We start from the raw sequence: 16047 nt of genomic DNA on the forward strand, positions 1-16047 counted from the left end.
ACTCAGAAGGTGACAACCATGCAAAAGCAATACTCCATTCCGCACGTCCAGGAGCGTGCGGCGACGGCCGAAGACTCCATACCAGTGGTGCCACTCAAGCACCCCGTCCGGTTGGCCCTTGCCGTGATCCTGATAGCGGCCGCGGCCAGTGCTGCCTGGGACGTGGCCGTCAATGAACGCTACCGCTGGGACGTTGTGGTGTCCTACGTGTTTGCCCCGCAGATCCTTGCCGGGATGGGGCTGACCATCGTGCTCACGGTGGTTTCCATGACGGTGGGCATTGCATTGGGTACCGTGCTTGCGATCATGCGGCTTTCGGCGAACCCGATCCTGAGTACGATCAGTCGCAGCTACATCTGGTTCTTCCGGGGAACACCGCTGCTGGTCCAGTTGATTTTTTGGTACAACATTGCCGCCCTGTACCCGGTGGTCGCGTTGGGGCTTCCGTTCGGCGGTCCGTCCTTGGTCCTGGGGTCCGCGAATGTCCTGATCACTCCGCTGGGGGCAGCGTTGTTGGGGCTGTCCCTGAATGAAGCTGCCTATATGGCCGAAATCATCCGCGGAGGCATCGGTTCCGTGGACAAGGGCCAATACGACGCCGCCCGCGCCCTTGGGATGAGCGGTGGCAAGCTCATGAACCGGGTGATCCTGCCCCAGGCAATGCGCGTGGTTCTGCCCCCTACTGGAAACCAGGTCATTTCCATGCTGAAAGGCACGTCCTTGGTGAGCGTCCTGGCGATTTCGGACCTGTTGTATTCGGCACAGATCATCTATTCGAACAATTACCAGACCATCCCGCTGCTCATCGTCGCCAGCCTCTGGTACCTGCTCATGACCACCGTCCTGAGCTTCTTCCAAAACAAACTTGAACGCCGTTACGGCCGCGGCTTTGACTCGGCGCCACGACTGCGCCGCCCAGCAAAGACGCAGGGGCGCCGCCCAGCTAAGACAAGGAGTGCATGATGACCAATGCCATGGTGGAAGCCCGGGGAGTACGGAAGAACTTCGGCGCAACCGAGATACTGAAAGGCATCGACCTCAGGGTGGAGCAAGGATCGGTGACCTGCTTGATCGGTCCGTCCGGTTCCGGCAAGACCACATTCCTGCGCTGCATCAATCATCTTGAGAAGGTCGACGCAGGCCGGCTCTACGTAGACGAACACATGGTGGGCTACACGGAGCGCAACGGCAGGCTGCATGAAATGAAGGAACGCCAGACAGCACGCTCACGGCTCAATGCGGGCATGGTGTTTCAGCGATTCAACCTCTTTCCCCACATGACCGTCCTTGAGAACGTCATAGAGGCTCCTGTGCATGTCCTGGGCCGGCCGCGCAAGGAAGTGGTGGCCGAAGCCCAAGTCCTGCTGGACCGGGTGGGCCTGGGTAATCGCGGCGGCTCCTACCCGCAGGAACTGTCCGGCGGGCAGCAGCAAAGGATCGCGATCGCCAGGGCATTGGCAATGAAGCCCAAGCTGATGCTCTTCGATGAACCAACATCCGCGCTTGATCCCGAGTTGGTGGGGGAGGTCCTGGATGTCATGAAATCGCTGGCCCAGGCAGGCATGACCATGGTTGTTGTCACGCACGAACTCGGTTTCGCCCGGCAGGTGGCTGACCAGGTGGTGTTCATGGATGGCGGCGTCGTGGTGGAATGCGGTCCGTCGGAGGAAGTGCTGGATAACCCGCAACACGAACGTACGAAGGCATTCCTCTCAAAAGTTCTCTAGCCGCACCCAACACACGAACTCGAAGAACCCGAACTCAAAGAAAGGCACGCACTTGCGCCGTCAAATCACCACCAGCCTCGCTCCGGGTCCGGCCGGTCCCTACTCCCAGGCCATCGCCGCCAACGGATTCCTGTACACGGCAGGCCAGACGCCCCATGATCCGATCACGGGAGAAAGGGTCGGAACCACCATCGAAGAACAAACCGTCCAGGCAATGCGAAACGTCAGCGAAGTCCTTGCCGCGCATCAGCTGGACTTCGGGCACGTGGTGAAGGCGACTGTGCACCTTCACCACCCCGGCCGGGATTTCCCGGGTTTCAATGCCATCTACGAAGAATTCGTTGTTGCGCCGTTTCCGGCACGCACTACTGTGGGATCTTTCCTGGGAGACTTCCTCGTCGAGATCGACGTGGTCGCTGTTATCCCGGAGGGGTTGATTCGGTGATGCTTCATGGCCTCCCGGAACTCGGCTTCGGAGGCCGGCGCCTGGTGGTTTAGTCTGCACCAGCTGAGATACAAGCCGAAGAGCTGTTCTGGCGTTTGGTGCGGTGCGTCCCAGAGAGGACTGCACTGTAGACGTAACTCGTAGATTTCTGTTCTTGTCTACATTGTAGACCTACAGGGGTCACAAAGCATGGGACGGTCAAGCAGGAGGCAGTCATCGTGAATGCGGGAATGCAAGCGCAGGAGGGGAGCGGGCGGCTCAATCGCCGGACAGTCCTGGGCGCGGCGCTCGAGTTGGTGGACGAACATGGATTGGATGCCCTGAGTATGCGTCGGCTCGGGCAAGCCTTGGGGCGCGATCCAATGGCGGTGTACCGGCACGCGGCAAACCGGAAGGAGCTGCTGGCGGGAGTTGCCGAACTGGTCTTGGACGAGGTGGAGATCTTTACGGACGATGCCCATTGGCAGATTCAATTGCGCCGGATGGCCCACGAAATGCGCCGTGTGTGCTTGCGGCACCCGAACGTCGTTCCACTGCTCGTCACCGGACCGCTCTCCACCCCCTTGGGCTTGCGTCCGGCGGGAACGCTCCGGCCGCTCGAGCAAATCCTTGGAATCTTGATCCGCGCAGGGTTTGCTCCCGGGGATGCCTTGCACGTCTATCGGGCTTTTTACGGCTTCCTCTACGGACACATCCTTAATGAACTCCAGGAACTGATCGTGGATCCGGAGGAAAACGAGGCATTGCTCCAGCTCGGGCTCCAGCGCTTGCCCTTGCGCGAATTCCCGCACTTGCGCCGGCTCGCTCCCGAGCTTCTGGAGTACGACGGCGAACACGAACTCGATCAGGGAATCACCATCCTCCTCGCCGGGCTCGGCCAACAACTCGAGACCACTTCGGAGGCGTACACCTGAGGCCGGCAGGACCAATCACGTTGGCCGCGTTCCGCACCGCCGTCGAACTCGGCCCTCACCACTCACCCCGCGCCGCACCGCATAGGCAAGGGGTTTACTCCCCGAAATAGTAAGGTTACTGTCTAAATGTTGGGTGACGTTTGTGTGGAACAAAGCCGCCACCCAAAGCCTTGATCGTCGCGAAATAGACCAGGCCTACCCGCCGGCGCCGGGCAAGGAAAGCCGCGGGAGTGCCGTCATGACCACCTCATGACGGCACTCCCGCGGCCGGAAAGCTGGTTACTGGGTAAGGTCCTTGCCTTTGGTCTCCGGGATCGTGACGGCGAACGCTATACCGATCACAAGAAGCACGATGGCGTAGACATTGAACATGTTCGCCTGGTTGATGCTGCCGAGCCACGTCTGCAGGTACGGGGCCGTACCGCCGAAGACGGCGACGCAGATAGAGTAGGGGACGCCGACGCCCACAGTCCGGATCTTGGTGGGGAACAACTCGGCGTACACGGCAGGGACAATCGAGGCGCTGCCGGCGATGAAGAACAACATGACCGACATGCTGACGGCCAACTGCCACGGGGAATCCTTGAGGAGCCACGTCATGGGGAAGTGCAGCAAAGCGGCTCCGGCCGAGCTGACGATCAGCACGGGCTTGCGGCCGATGCGGTCCGAGAGCTTTCCCCAGAACGGCAGCGAAGCGATGAACGCGACGTTGCCGATGACTCCGGCCCACAGCGCGGCTCCACGGTCCATCTTGAGCGCGGTCGCAGCGTAGCTCGGGGCTACGACGCCCCAAATATAATAGACAACCGTGAGGCCCACCGTCAGGCCGACCACTTGCAACGCCTGCTTGCGGTATTTGACGATTTGCGGCCACATCGGGGTCCGCTTTTCCTTCGGAGCTTCGGACTCGAACGCCTCCGTTTCCTTCATCTTGGCCCGCATGATCAGGGCATACACGCCGAGCGCGCCACCGATCAGGAAGGGAATCCGCCAACCCCAGGCATTCATGTCCGCCTTGCTCAAAACACCCGTCAGGATTGCGCCGAGCAGGGTTCCGACGAGGATGCCGGCGGTACCCGAGGTGTAGATGAGCGTGGCCCAGAATCCGCGCTTTTCCTTCGGTGCCATTTCGGACAAGTACGTTTGCGACGACGGCAGCTCGCCACCGTGGGCGAGGCCCTGGATGAGGCGCGCAACCAGGAGCGTCACGGAAGCCAAGGCGCCGACGGCCTGGAATGTCGGCGCGATGCCGATCAACAGGCTGCCGAAGGCGCCGAGGCCGACGGCGAACGTCATGGACGTCTTCCGGCCGATCCTGTCTCCGATCCAGCCGAAGACGAATCCGCCGAACGGCCGGGCGACGAATCCGACGGCGAAGATCGCCAAGGTGGAGAGGACCGCCGATGTGGGGTCCGCGGTGCTGAACAGGGCGCTCGCGATGAACGGCGCGAAGGTGGCGTAGATCGCCCAGTCGTACCATTCGACGGCGTTGCCGATGCCCGTGCCAATGAGGGTCCTGAGATGGGACTTGTGGACCCGGGCGGTGGCTGCGGTGCCTACGGTAGCGGTCATGTCGTGCTCCAAATGGCTGGGGTGGTGGTTAGTTGCTTGCGCCGGCGAGGGCTGCGATGCGGGAGGTCGCGAGCTCGGCGTAGAGCGCCGCGCCGTCGGACAGTACGCCGTCGTCGAAAGTTGCGTAAGGGGAGTGGTTGAACGGCGAGGTGGCGTGGTCCACGCCCTTCGGGACGGCGCTAAGGCCTACGAAGGTTCCGGGTACTTCGGCCAGGACCCGGGAGAAATCCTCCGAGCCGCTCATCGGCGTGGCCCAGCGCGAGAGCCGGGAATCGCCGAACATGCCTGCGATGACGTTTTCGGCGGTGTTCGTCTCGTCTACGTCGGTGATCGTCAGCGGGTATTCGCCGCGGTAGTCGACGTCCACTTCGACGCCGTGGGCCGAGGCGATGCCTTTGAGGAGTTGCGGGATGGCAGTCATCATCTTCTCGCGGGAAGATTCAGAGAACGTGCGGATGGTGGCCTCGAAGCGGGCGGATTCGGGAATGACGTTGCGCTTCGTCCCGGCCTGAAGCAGGCCCACCGTCAGGACTACGGGATCGAACATGTTGAACTGCCGCGTGACCATGACCTGCAGGGCCGTCACCATTTCGGCTGCCGCCGTGACCGGATCCTTTGCCGCGTGGGGAGCCGAGCCGTGTCCACCGGCGCCCAGGACGGTAACAAACAGGCCGTCCGACGCGCTCATCATGACGCCCGACTTTGTGCAGAACTGGCCATGCGGTTCCAGGGAGGAAAACACGTGCATTCCGTAGGCGGCGTCCACGCGGCGGCCCGCGGCGTCGAGCACGCCTTCGCGGATCATGTGGCCCGCTCCGTCGAATCCTTCTTCGCCCGGCTGGAACATCAGCACCACGTCACCGGCCAGTAGGTGGCGGCGCTCAGCCAGGAGGGTCGCTGCCCCGGCGAGCATCGACGTGTGGAGGTCGTGGCCGCAAGCGTGCATGGCGCCGTCGATCTTTGACGAGAACTCGACGCCGGTGCGCTCCTGGACGGGGAGGCCATCCATGTCGGCACGCAACAGGACCACCGGTTTCTCAGCCGAAGCGTGAGCCGCGCCGCCCCGCAGGACCGCAGTGACCGACGTCGTGCTCTCACCGAGGGTGATTTCGTACGGGAGGCCGTCGAGCGCCTTGAGCACCTTTTCCTGGGTGCGCGGGAGGTCCAGGCCGATTTCAGGCTCCTGGTGGAGCTCGTGGCGGAACCGGGCGATTTCCCCCTGCATTTCTTTGGCGTCTGCGGCGATCGACATGTGTTCTCCTGTTTCCCGAACGGTTGGTAAGTAGCTATAGCTATTGTGGAGTGACTGGCCTCACAGTTCTTGAAAGCCCTCGAAAAATTCTCAAAGATGCCATGATTAACAGGATTCGTGCACGCTTTGAAGGGAGTCTGCTGATGGAACTCAGTGAAGAGGATCTCCGGCTCATCAACGCCCTGCAGATCTCACCCCGGATCAGCTGGTCGGACGCCGCTGACGTCCTGGACGTCCACCCCACCACCTTGGCGTCCCGCTGGGACAGGCTGCGCGAATCGGGGGCGGCTTGGACCACTGCGCACCTCATGGGCGACCCAAAGAACGCGTGCCTCGCCCTTATCGATGTCGACTGCGAAATGCACCTCAGGCCCGAAGTCACGGCCGCGCTTGCTGCCATCCCGGAAGTCATCACGGTTGAGGAGGCCGCCAGCAACCGGGACCTCATGTTGACGGTCATTACGCAGGACCTCGGCGAGTTCAGCAACCGGCTCCTCCCGAGGCTCAAGGAAATCCGCGGGCTGACGAAGTACCGGACTTCGCTGTGCACCCGCATCCATACGAGCGGCTACGCCTGGCGGCTGAACGTCCTGAGCCGTGCGGAGCAGCAGGCATTGCGCGCGCTCGCGGGGCCCGAAGCAGCGAATCCGTCTTCGCCCGACGCGATTGTCACGCCCCTGCCGGAGAGCCACATGGCGTTGTTTCCGTTCCTCGCCCGGGACGGAAGGGCTTCCGCCGCGGAGATCGCCCGGGCCCTCGGCCGGCATCCCGCCACGGTGCAGCGGCAGCTTGGACGAGTCCTCGCCAGTCGAATGCTGTCCTTCCGCTGCGAGATAGCCCAGCAATTCTCCGGCTATCCAATTACCTGTCAGTGGTTCGCGAACGTTCCGGCAGGGCAGCACGAGGCCGCTGCTGCCGAGCTACGGGCCGTCCGGAACGTCCGGTTCACCGCGTCCACCACCGGGAGCACCAACTTCGTCATCATCATGTGGTTGCGCACGCTGGCCGAAGTCATGGAAATGGAGCTCGCCATCCAACAGCGCATCCCAAGGATCGAACTCGTCGAAAGCGTCGTCATGCTGAACACGGCCAAGCGGGTCGGCTGGATGCTGAACCAGGACTCGACGGCGACCGGCGCCGTCGTGCCCACCGCCGCCGGTGAGTTGTTCCCCGCGATAGAGGTGCCGACGACGGCGTGACCCGCCTGCCGCTTTATCGGTACGTAATCCGTGCGGCCCGGGAGACGTCCGGTGCACATCATTTGTGCGCAGGATGTTCCCCCTCCGTTCACTGCTGCCACAAATGTCCGCTACTGCGATGACGACAGAGTTGGGGCCATGTATATCGGTCATTACGCCGCCGCGGCCGTGCTCGTTGGCGCGATCCCGGGCGCTCCGATTCCAGCGGCAGCCGTCGGAGTTGCGTGGCCGGACCTCGCCTGGCCAATCCTGGTGATGGCCGGCCGCGAACAGGTCACGGTGGACCGTGATGATCCTCTTCAACGAGCCGTGCGCTTTGATTCCTACCCGGTCTCGCACTCGCTCGTGCTGTCGAACCTGCTCGCGTTGGTCCCGGCCGCCATCTTCGCCATCGTTTATCAGAGCTGGATCGCCGGGCTTGTGTTCTGGCTTGGCGCGGTCTCGCACTGGATTCTCGACCTCGTGGTGCATCGCGCGGACCTGCCACTACTTGGGCCGGGCGGGCACGACCGCAAGCTCGGTGCCGGGTTGTGGGATCTGCCGAAGACGGCGTTCGTCCTCGAGTACCTGTTTTTCGCTGCCCGTGTCCTCCTGATCGCCAGTCCGGGCATGTACGCCGGACTCCTCGGCGGGGGACTCCTCCTGCATCTGTTTAACGCGAACTCCGCCTTCGGATTTACCCGCCGTAACCCGCTCGGGACTCCGGCCCGCTTCGCCTCCCTGACCCTCGTTGGGTACGTCGCAGCCATCGCCTGGTTCGCCACGGCCTGGCAGTAGCAAGCGGTCACGTCGCGTCCGATGGGTCGGGCGAATCTGCTCCCGGGTGTAGTCCGAACTCGTCCGGCCTTCCAAGGTTGGGATGACGACGGGCGACGACACAGCAGCAGGAGTCTTCCATAGCCCTTAGCTGTTAGCCCCTGGCCACGGCCGGTTCCTGCTCGCTGACCATCATGCCTCTCGTCAGCCGCGAGTTGAACGGAGCCGGTTTCTGCGCACTTGCGCTCGCCGGGCCGTTGGCTAGGGGCTTGTTCTTTTTAGGCGGGTTTGCGTAGTTGTGGTTGGTGGTTTGGGTTGTGTTGGTGGTTCCAGTCGTCCCAGTTGTAGGGGGCGGCGGTTTCGAAGGGTGAGATTTGGACGTCCGGGTCCGGGGTGGGGGGCGTGCCGGGCAGGGGCGGGGCTGTTGATTCGTAGCTGTGCCCAGTGGGGGTAACGAGTTCGAAGGCATGCCGGCGGCCGGGTTGTGGTTTGTGGGTGCGGGTTGACCAGCCGGGGAGTTCTTTGGTGTGGTTGCAGGCTTCGCACAGTCCTGCCCCGTTGTTTTGGTTGGTGGTTCCGCCCAGGTGCCAGGCGAGGATGTGGTCCAGGTGCCTGATGGGCGCGTCGCAGTAGGGGGTGCGGCAGGTGTTGTCCCGGACCTGGATGAGGCGCCTCAGCCCGGGCGGGAAGAGCCTGGCCTTCGAATCGGCGGCGGCGAGTTCCCCGCTGCCGGGCGCGGTGAACAGCCGCCGCAACCAGACTTTGAAAGCCGTCTCGTCTGATGGGGAATCCTCCGGCCCGGGGCGCCGCGCACCGACGACCGCGGAGTGCACGGCCCCCTGGTCGCGTTGCTGACCGGTTCTGTGTTCTTGACCTGCCCGGTGGCTGCGTCTGCTCCCTCGGTCCTGACCGTCTTTCCCGGTTCCGGTCCGACTTCTTCGTCCGGCACCGGGTTTCTGCCCGTCCCGTCTGGATCGACCGCCCGGCCCGGCCTGGCCGACTTCGATCCCGGGTTGCTGGCCGTCTTGCCCGGATCCATGCTTCGGTCCGTCTTTTCGGGTCCCGGTTCGACCCGCCCGTCTGGATCGACCACCCGGCCCGGCCTGCTCGGCTTCGGGCCCAGGTTTCTGCCCGTCCCGGTGCGTTCCGTCTCCGGATTCTTGCCTGTCGCCGCCGTTGTGTCCGGTTTCGGGGTGGTGTTCGGTGGGTCCGGGGTTGGTGGTGAGGAGGGTTCTGGCCCAAGTGGCGGGGACGATGCCGTAGCCGGGGATCCTTGCCGGTTCGCTGTGGCCTTGCAGGAGGGTGCGGTCGGTCATGACGAGTTGGAGGTCGATGCCGGTGATCCCCGCCCGGGTCCCGGTGGTGCGTTCGACCAGGGTGTCGGCCATGACCTGTCCGCGGGAACGGGCCTCCCCGCCCGCGGACGAGCGGAGGGTGTCTGCGTGGCGGGACAGGGCGGCGTGCACGGCCACGCCCTGGGCGACGGGCAGCAGCGCTGTCAAATACGTCATGGTGTCCGGGGCCGGGCGCAGGCTGACGTGCCTCTCGGTCACGGCGCGGGCGGCGCGGCGGGTGACCGAGCCCGGGTCACGTCGGTATGCGGCCGCCCGGGCCGCGGCGATGACCGCTTTGTCTCCGGCACCGTTGAGGGTTCCGGTGTCGGGGGCCAGTTCGGCGTCGACACCGGCCCGGTCCACGGCAGTGAGGCAGGCGGTTTCCTTCACCAGCAGCGTCGCGCGCCATTCGTTGAGTTGTCCGGTCTCCAGGGCGGCCAGGGTCCGGGGCATCTCCACCACCAACGCCCTGGCGAGACCCAGGAGGCGGGCGCCTTTGGCCGGGGATTCCCGCCTCGCCAGCGCGACCTGCGCGGCGACGCCTTTGCCCTGTTCCGCGGCAGGAACACCCAGGTTCGCGTGGGCGCGGCGCCGGGCGGTGTCGAACGCGACAGTGATCCTGGCCTGCGCCCCGGCGATCGCGGATTTCAAATCCTCCAACAGGCGCAACTGAGCAATCAACTCCCCACCCGCCCCCGCGCTTGAGTCGGTGGCGGCGGTGATTTCGGGGGCACCGGCGGTGGTGGCGGGGATTGTGGTGGTATCGGTCAAATCGGCGTGGGTGCCGGGACGGAACGCAACCACCGCCGCGATCGCTTCCTCGATCAAGGCGAACGGATCTGCACCAGGAGCAGGACGGGGATCAGTCCCGGGAAGAGCGGCGATTGGCGACCCGGCGCCACGAACGGCAGCATCACGCGGACCATCGCCCGAAGGCATGTCCGCCCGAAGCTGCCGCGTCCGCAAAACCGATCCCCCAATCCCGTCCATACCCAAAGCCTTCCACGGACCCCCGACAAAATAAGCCCCGCCCAGTCCTCGGCGGTTCTTGTTTGAAAAACCGGCTCTTGTTTTACATTCCGGCCCATCAAGCGACGGGATCACGGCCAGCATCGTCGACCTGAGCTGTTCGAGCCACCACCCGGATACGCGCCGGCCGCAAGCTGCCGTGTCCGCAAACCCGTTCCCTCCCAGTCCGCGTCCGCGCTCAAAGCAATTCAGAAGACCCCGACAATAAGAGGACCCGCACCACCGCGGCAGTTCCTGTTTTACATTCCGGCGCATCAAGCGACGGAATCGCGCCCGGCGTCGCCGACCTGAGTCACTGGAACCACCAGATAACGCACAGGTCCGAAGCTGCCGCGTTCGCAAGGCTGTTCCCTCTCGGTCCAATTCATAACCAAACCTCCTGGAAGACCCCGGCATTAAAGGACAGTCCCCACCCGCGGCAGTTCTCGTCAGACATCCCGGCGCTTCAAGCGACGGGATCGCGGCCGGCGTCGTCGACGTGCGCCGCGCGAGCCCCCGAGGGCGGGCCCGCCAGAAACCGCGCCCGCCAGAAGCTGCGTCCGCTAAACCGCCGCCTCCACCAACCCGACGCTCAGCTAGCATTGTAACCATGGTGACCCGGCCCGATTGCCGCCACTTCGACGCGGAGGACAGCAACGCCGTCGTGATTGAACTTCCTACTGGGGATGTCACTGAAGGCATGGTCCGCATTGGCTCAACGGTCCGGCGGCCTGCCCACCCGCGGTCTTTCGCCGTCGCCGCCTACCTCGACCATCTCGATAGCCAAGGATTTGACGGTTCGCCTCGGTTCCTGGGCCGTGACTCGCAAGGGCGCGATGTCCTGACGTTCATCGACGGCACATGCGCAGCCCAAATCCCGGAGTCCTGGGTCCGTTCAGAGGTCCTGCTCACTTCTCTGGGGCGCCTGTTGCGGCGCCTGACCGATGCCTCGCTAAGTTACTGGGCTGCCGAGTTCCCCTTTCCCGAGTCACGTGTTGCTCCGGACCCCGATCCTCCCGAGCTCGTTTCGCACATGGATGTCACCCCGCAAAACGTGGTGGTCCGCGATGGGCTCGCCGTTGGGCTCGTTGATTTCGACCTCGCCAGGCCAACCACGGTGCTTGCGGAGTTCGCGAACACGGCGATGCATTGGTGCCCGCTCATGGCCGACGCCGACTTGTGGCCCGGCTGGGAAACAACCGACCGCTTCCGCCGCCTCAGGTTGCTCGCAGACAGCTACGGACTGGATGACGAACGACGACGGCGTCTCCCGGCCTTCGCGGTCGGCGCCGCGGGCCGGAGTTGGGCACGAATGAAGGCCCGCGCCGAGCAGGACGGGGGCGGCTGGGCCCGCATGTGGGCCGAAGGAGTCGGCGACAAAATCATGCGTCGGCAAGAGTGGCTGCGGGAAAACAGCGCGGCGCTGGAACGGGCGCTATTGGACCCGGACCGCACGCGCGACCAGAAGCCCGACCCTAACCACTGACCCAAACTCGTTTGGCCTTCTAGGCTGGGATGATGACGAGCGACGATCCATCAGCAGGCATCTTCCATCGCCCCTACCTTTTGGCGACGGTCGGTTCCTGCGCGCTGGTCTTCCTGGCCGCCTTCGAGTCGATGGCGGTCACCACCATCATGCCGCTCGTCAGCCGTGAGTTGAACGGAGCCGGTCTCTACGCACTTGCGTTCGCCGGGCCGCTGGCTACGGGCGTGATCGGAATGGTCGGTGCCGGAAACTGGGCGGACCGACGTGGTCCGTCGGCGCCGTTGTATGCTTCCGTCGCCCTGTTCGCGGCGGGGCTGATCATCGCCGGCACAGCGGTTTCCATGCCCGTCCTGGTTTCCGGCCGGCTCGTGCAGGGGCTCGGCGGGGGAGCCATGACCGTTGCGCTCTACGTGGTCATCGCCCGCGTCTATCCGGGCAGGCTCCACGCGCAGGTATTCGCCGCGTTTTCAGCGGCTTGGGTGGTTCCGTCGATGATCGGCCCCTTTGCAGCGGGCGTCGTCGCCCAGGTCCTCAGCTGGCACTGGGTGTTCCTCGGCGTCGTAGGCCTTGTCATTCCGGCCTTGGCGATGATCCTGCCCGCGATGCGGTCCCTGCCGGCAACCGCGTCCGACGCCGATGTTCCCTGGGCGTTCGGCCGCCTCGCCTGGGCCGCCCTCGCGGCTTTCGCTGTCCTCGGACTGAACCTCTCCGGCCAGGTGCCGGGGGTCGGTTGGGCGACTGCCGCCGTCGCACTTGTCCTCGCGTTGGTGGCCGTCCGCCCCTTGGTTCCGCGAGGGACTCTCCGTGCACGCCGCGGCCTCCCGAGCGTCATTCTCATGCGCGGGTTCGCGTCGGCGTCGTTCTTCGGCGCCGAAGTCTACGTGCCGTACCTGCTCACTGACCACTACGCCTTCACGCCCGCGTTTGCCGGACTCGCATTGACGGGATCCGCGCTTGCGTGGGCCGGAGCGTCGGCCGTCCAAGGGAGGCTGGGGTCCAGGCTAGGTCACGCCGGAGCTGTTCGGATCGGAGCCCTCTCGGTGCTCGGCGCTATTGCGCTGGTTCTCGTGACGACCGTTTTCTCGTGGCCGGTCGGGGTCGCGATCCTGGGCTGGCTGTTCGCAGGCGCCGGCATGGGAGTGATGTATCCGAGGCTCAGCGTCATGACGCTGGCACTTTCGGGCCCCGAGGACCAAGGCTTCAACAGCTCGGCCATGTCCATCACGGATTCCCTGGGAGGCGCGCTTTCGCTCGCCCTGACGGGACTCGTCTTCAGCGCCCTCACGACGGCGGGAGCCTCCTTCGCGGGCGTATTCGCGCTGACCGCGGGGATCGCCGTCGTCGGGCTACTGGTCGCTCCGCGGGTCGCCGGCCGCAAGCGGACCGAAGTCGTCCGGATCGCCGGTGCGCGTCCCGCTGACGAAGCCGACGACGTCCGGGCTTGAGTTAGTCGGCTGAAGTCCGCGTGGCGCGCAGCACGCTGTCGACGACGGCGGCCTGCTGGCCTTCCGGCCCGGTCACCAGCCGCTCCCGCGAATCGGCAACGTTGATTCTCCATCTGCCCGGACCGGCGGTAAGTGCATCAACGGCGTCCTCAGGGGTGAAGAACTTGTCCTGCATGTCCTTGTGGGCGTTCCACGGAGCCAGTCCAGCCGGATGATGCCCGACCACCAACAGGGTGCCATGTTCGGCGACAGCACCGGCGGCCGACGAGAGGGCATCGCGCCACGAGAACATCGGCGAGTGAAGGAAGTGGGACGAGACGAGGTCGAACTGCTCCTCCGGGCGCCACAAGGCAAGATCGCGCTGTTGCCACGAGATATTCGAAGTTCCTGCCTCCGTGCCGTGCACGGCGGCCCGTTCAAGCGCGACGGCGGATACGTCCACCGCGGTGACCGTCCAGCCATGCTGTGCGAGCCAGATGGCATCCGCGCCTTCACCGCAGCCGAGGTCGAGGGCTGTGCCAGGCGCCAATTCGGTGGCTTCCGCGATCAGTTGTGCGTTGGGATTCCCGCTCCACCTCTTCTCCTTTTCCTGATACACCCCGTCCCAGAACTGCGCGGGGTCGCTGGCTTCGTCCGTATCAGCGCCGCCCGTCACATGGTGGGCGCCGTGCTCGTGGCGGGAGCCGTACGAAAGGTGAGCGCCGTGCGAAAGGGATGGGTCGCCGTCGTGATGATGCGTCATGCCTCCAGAGTGCCTTGCCGAACCGGGGCAGGCAACGTGGGAGTTGACATGTGGGGGACAGGTCAGCGCCCTGCCCGTCCGGGTGGGCTGCGGGAGGATGCTAGAATCGAGTTACTTGATGTGCAGTGATGCCCGCTTAGTTTTAGGTAAGTGGGCTTTTTTCATGTGAGAGGCACATCCTGCGTCGATGAACGCGTTTTTATGGTCCCGGCCAAGGCTCGCTGCCTACCCGGTCGATCACTGACTTTTCCTCGGCGAAACCCTTGGCCCAACCGGCGTCGAGGGAAGATGTCCGCTGGACACCGCCAGAAAGACCCTTGAAGTACATGACTACTTTTGCTGCCCTTGGCACGCCCAAAGCCATTGTCGAATCCCTTGCCGCTTCCGGCATCGAAGAAGCCTTTCCCATCCAGGTCAAGACCCTGCCGGATACGCTCGCGGGCCGCGACGTCCTGGGCCGCGGCCGCACGGGCTCGGGCAAGACCATCGCCTTCGCGATCCCGTTGGTCGCGCGCCTCGCAGAACGCGAGGCCGAATACTTCCGCAAGCCCGGCCGTCCGATGGGCCTGGTCCTCGCTCCCACCCGCGAACTCGCAACGCAGATCAACGCCACGGTTGAGCCGCTCGCCAAGGCCATGGGCTTGAACACCACCGTCATCTACGGCGGCATCTCCCAGGCACGCCAGGAAAAGGCGCTGCGTGCCGGCGTCGACATCGTCATCGCTTGCCCGGGGCGCCTCGAAGACCTGATCCGCCAGCGCATCCTGACTCTTGAAGCCGTTGAAGTGACGGTGCTGGACGAGGCCGACCATATGGCGGATCTTGGCTTCCTGCCCGTCGTCAAGAAGCTCATGGACATGACCCCCGCGAAGGGCCAGCGTCTGCTCTTCTCTGCGACGTTGGACAACGGTGTTGACAAGCTGGTCAACCGTTACCTCTCCAACCCGCTGACGCACTCCGTGGACGACCCCCAGGCCGCTGTCACCACCATGGAACACCACGTCCTGGTGGTCAACGACCAAACCGTCAAGAAGCAACTGATCGTCGAATTGGCTTCCGGCGCCGGCCGCCGCGTCCTCTTCATGCGGACCAAGCACCACGCCCGCAAGCTGGCCAAAACCCTCACGGATTGCGGGATCCCCGCCGTCGACCTGCACGGCAACCTGTCGCAGAACGCCCGAGACCGCAACCTCGCCGAGTTCTCCAGCGGTGAGGTCCGCGTCCTGGTGGCTACCGACGTCGCCGCCCGCGGTGTGCACGTCGACGACGTCGAACTCGTCATCCACGTCGACCCGCCCACGGAGCACAAGGCGTACCTGCACCGATCGGGCCGTACTGCGCGAGCAGGGTCCGACGGCACCGTAGTGACGTTGACGCTTCCGGACCAGCAGTCCGACGTCAAGAAGCTCATGAAGGCCGCCGGCGTCGACGTCACGTTCGAGCGCGTCACCGCAAATTCGCCGCTGGTTGCCGAATTGGTAGGCGAAGTTGCCGACAAGGTCGACCCCCGCACCCGGGCAGCGCTGCTTGCGGCGAAGGCTCCGCAGCAGGGCGGCGGCACGTCCACTGGCGCGAATGCGCAGCGTAAGCGGACGCGTCGTTCCGGCCAGGCATCGCCGACCGCAGGTGGCCGTGGTGGTCGCGGCGGGCGGGGCAAGGTTTCGGCCGAGCCGGTCCGGACCGACATCAACCGTGCCGAGCGCCGCGCCGCAGCGAACGACGACGTCGCCCGCAACTCGCGTGGTCGCGGCACCTCGGGTTCCGCGCACCGGAACGACGTTCCCGGCTCGCGCGGCCAGGGTGGCCGTGGCCAAGCGGCGCAGGGGCAAGGCGGACGTCCGGCCACGGGCCAGCGGGCTTCCGCGGGCAACCGCTCGACGTCGGCGCCCAGGACGGATTCCGTGACCTCGACCCGCGGTGGAAACAAAGCCGTATGGTCCTCCAACACCGGCGGCACTTCTGGCGGTTCGTACGGCTCGGGCTCTGGCCGTCCGGTACGCAGCGGTTCACGCCGTGCGTCGGCTCCGGCATCGAACGAACGCCGAGGTCGCTAGGGGTTTCCCGGGGGAGCGGGGTTTCGGGGATTCCGGGCGATATCGCTCGCTTCGGTGAGCATGCGCCTTCTTCCCCGACCCAGCGTTTTTCCCGATCCCAAGGAGCATGCTCA

Annotated in this window: 13 protein-coding genes; 9 read left to right on the top strand and 4 right to left on the bottom strand. The window is 64.8% G+C overall.

The genetic code is table 11. From position 1 onward, the window contains the following. The first annotated feature begins 18 nt into the window (after window positions 1-18). The 4 genes from E1809_RS07185 (at window position 19) to E1809_RS07200 (ending at window position 3086) form a co-directional block, all read left to right on the top strand. On the top strand, window positions 19-963 hold the full coding sequence (locus tag E1809_RS07185) for an amino acid ABC transporter permease (RefSeq protein ID WP_133203548.1): 945 nt from the start codon (window positions 19-21) through the stop codon (window positions 961-963). Further along, entirely contained in the window at window positions 963-1727 is a 765-nt protein-coding gene (locus E1809_RS07190; protein WP_285895664.1) for an amino acid ABC transporter ATP-binding protein, read from the top strand. The genes E1809_RS07185 and E1809_RS07190 overlap by 1 nt, the downstream gene beginning before the upstream one ends. A 52-nt stretch (window positions 1728-1779) precedes the next feature. After that, window positions 1780-2172, top strand: a complete 393-nt coding sequence (locus tag E1809_RS07195; protein ID WP_235835493.1) for a RidA family protein — start codon at window positions 1780-1782, stop codon at window positions 2170-2172. Between the two features lie 230 nt (window positions 2173-2402). After that, window positions 2403-3086, top strand: a complete 684-nt coding sequence (locus E1809_RS07200) for a TetR/AcrR family transcriptional regulator C-terminal domain-containing protein (RefSeq protein ID WP_133203689.1) — start codon at window positions 2403-2405, stop codon at window positions 3084-3086. A 279-nt stretch (window positions 3087-3365) separates the two neighbouring features. Here the strand turns inward: E1809_RS07200 and E1809_RS07205 are convergent, their stop codons facing one another. After that, complete coding sequence (locus E1809_RS07205; protein WP_133203550.1) at window positions 3366-4658, bottom strand: MFS transporter; 1293 nt, start codon at window positions 4656-4658, stop codon at window positions 3366-3368. A gap of 28 nt (window positions 4659-4686) precedes the next feature. After that, window positions 4687-5910, bottom strand: a complete 1224-nt coding sequence (locus tag E1809_RS07210; protein ID WP_133203551.1) for a M20 metallopeptidase family protein — start codon at window positions 5908-5910, stop codon at window positions 4687-4689. Window positions 5911-6053: 143 nt separating this feature from the next. On the opposite strand from E1809_RS07210, the gene E1809_RS07215 reads away from it, so the two are divergent. After that, window positions 6054-7109, top strand: coding sequence for an Lrp/AsnC family transcriptional regulator (locus E1809_RS07215; RefSeq protein ID WP_133203552.1), 1056 nt, complete (start codon window positions 6054-6056; stop codon window positions 7107-7109). A gap of 138 nt (window positions 7110-7247) precedes the next feature. After that, the gene (locus E1809_RS07220; RefSeq protein WP_133203553.1) at window positions 7248-7886 is read left to right on the top strand and encodes a hypothetical protein; all 639 of its coding nucleotides are present in this window, start codon (window positions 7248-7250) and stop codon (window positions 7884-7886) included. Between the two features lie 257 nt (window positions 7887-8143). Here the strand turns inward: E1809_RS07220 and E1809_RS27365 are convergent, their stop codons facing one another. After that, a complete protein-coding gene (locus tag E1809_RS27365) occupies window positions 8144-10189 on the bottom strand; it encodes a DUF222 domain-containing protein (RefSeq protein WP_235835494.1) in 2046 nt (681 codons plus the stop codon). 628 nt (window positions 10190-10817) lie between these two features. On the opposite strand from E1809_RS27365, the gene E1809_RS07235 reads away from it, so the two are divergent. Both E1809_RS07235 and E1809_RS07240 read left to right on the top strand, forming a co-directional pair. Next, window positions 10818-11693 carry a phosphotransferase gene (locus E1809_RS07235; RefSeq protein WP_133203554.1) on the top strand — a complete coding sequence of 292 codons (876 nt, stop codon included), beginning with the start codon at window positions 10818-10820 and terminating at the stop codon, window positions 11691-11693. Between the two features lie 32 nt (window positions 11694-11725). After that, complete coding sequence (locus E1809_RS07240; RefSeq protein WP_133203555.1) at window positions 11726-13138, top strand: MFS transporter; 1413 nt, start codon at window positions 11726-11728, stop codon at window positions 13136-13138. 1 nt (window position 13139) lies between these two features. On the opposite strand, the gene E1809_RS07245 is transcribed toward E1809_RS07240, so the two are convergent. Then, window positions 13140-13880: a class I SAM-dependent methyltransferase gene (locus tag E1809_RS07245; protein WP_133203556.1), complete on the bottom strand. Its 741-nt coding sequence runs from the start codon at window positions 13878-13880 to the stop codon at window positions 13140-13142. Window positions 13881-14206: 326 nt separating this feature from the next. On the opposite strand from E1809_RS07245, the gene E1809_RS07250 reads away from it, so the two are divergent. Further along, on the top strand, window positions 14207-15934 hold the full coding sequence (locus tag E1809_RS07250; RefSeq protein WP_133203557.1) for a DEAD/DEAH box helicase: 1728 nt from the start codon (window positions 14207-14209) through the stop codon (window positions 15932-15934). Window positions 15935-16047: the final 113 nt, after the last annotated feature.

Origin of the sequence: Arthrobacter terricola, from assembly GCF_004354015.1 — a bacterium.
Taxonomy (GTDB): Bacteria; Actinomycetota; Actinomycetes; order Actinomycetales; family Micrococcaceae; genus Arthrobacter; species Arthrobacter terricola.

What these genes read in the sequence shown, in the direction of transcription:
- E1809_RS07240 (WP_133203555.1), top strand. Translation starts at nt 11,726, where the DNA reads ATGACGAGCGACGATCCATCAGCAGGCATCTTCCATCGCCCCTACCTT.
- E1809_RS07200 (WP_133203689.1), top strand. Translation starts at nt 2,403, where the DNA reads ATGCAAGCGCAGGAGGGGAGCGGGCGGCTCAATCGCCGGACAGTCCTG.
- E1809_RS07235 (WP_133203554.1), top strand. Translation starts at nt 10,818, where the DNA reads ATGGTGACCCGGCCCGATTGCCGCCACTTCGACGCGGAGGACAGCAAC.
- E1809_RS27365 (WP_235835494.1), bottom strand. Translation starts at nt 10,189, where the DNA reads ATGGACGGGATTGGGGGATCGGTTTTGCGGACGCGGCAGCTTCGGGCG.
- E1809_RS07250 (WP_133203557.1), top strand. Translation starts at nt 14,207, where the DNA reads ATGACTACTTTTGCTGCCCTTGGCACGCCCAAAGCCATTGTCGAATCC.
- E1809_RS07220 (WP_133203553.1), top strand. Translation starts at nt 7,248, where the DNA reads ATGTATATCGGTCATTACGCCGCCGCGGCCGTGCTCGTTGGCGCGATC.
- E1809_RS07205 (WP_133203550.1), bottom strand. Translation starts at nt 4,658, where the DNA reads ATGACCGCTACCGTAGGCACCGCAGCCACCGCCCGGGTCCACAAGTCC.
- E1809_RS07210 (WP_133203551.1), bottom strand. Translation starts at nt 5,910, where the DNA reads ATGTCGATCGCCGCAGACGCCAAAGAAATGCAGGGGGAAATCGCCCGG.
- E1809_RS07190 (WP_285895664.1), top strand. Translation starts at nt 963, where the DNA reads ATGACCAATGCCATGGTGGAAGCCCGGGGAGTACGGAAGAACTTCGGC.
- E1809_RS07245 (WP_133203556.1), bottom strand. Translation starts at nt 13,880, where the DNA reads ATGACGCATCATCACGACGGCGACCCATCCCTTTCGCACGGCGCTCAC.
- E1809_RS07215 (WP_133203552.1), top strand. Translation starts at nt 6,054, where the DNA reads ATGGAACTCAGTGAAGAGGATCTCCGGCTCATCAACGCCCTGCAGATC.
- E1809_RS07185 (WP_133203548.1), top strand. Translation starts at nt 19, where the DNA reads ATGCAAAAGCAATACTCCATTCCGCACGTCCAGGAGCGTGCGGCGACG.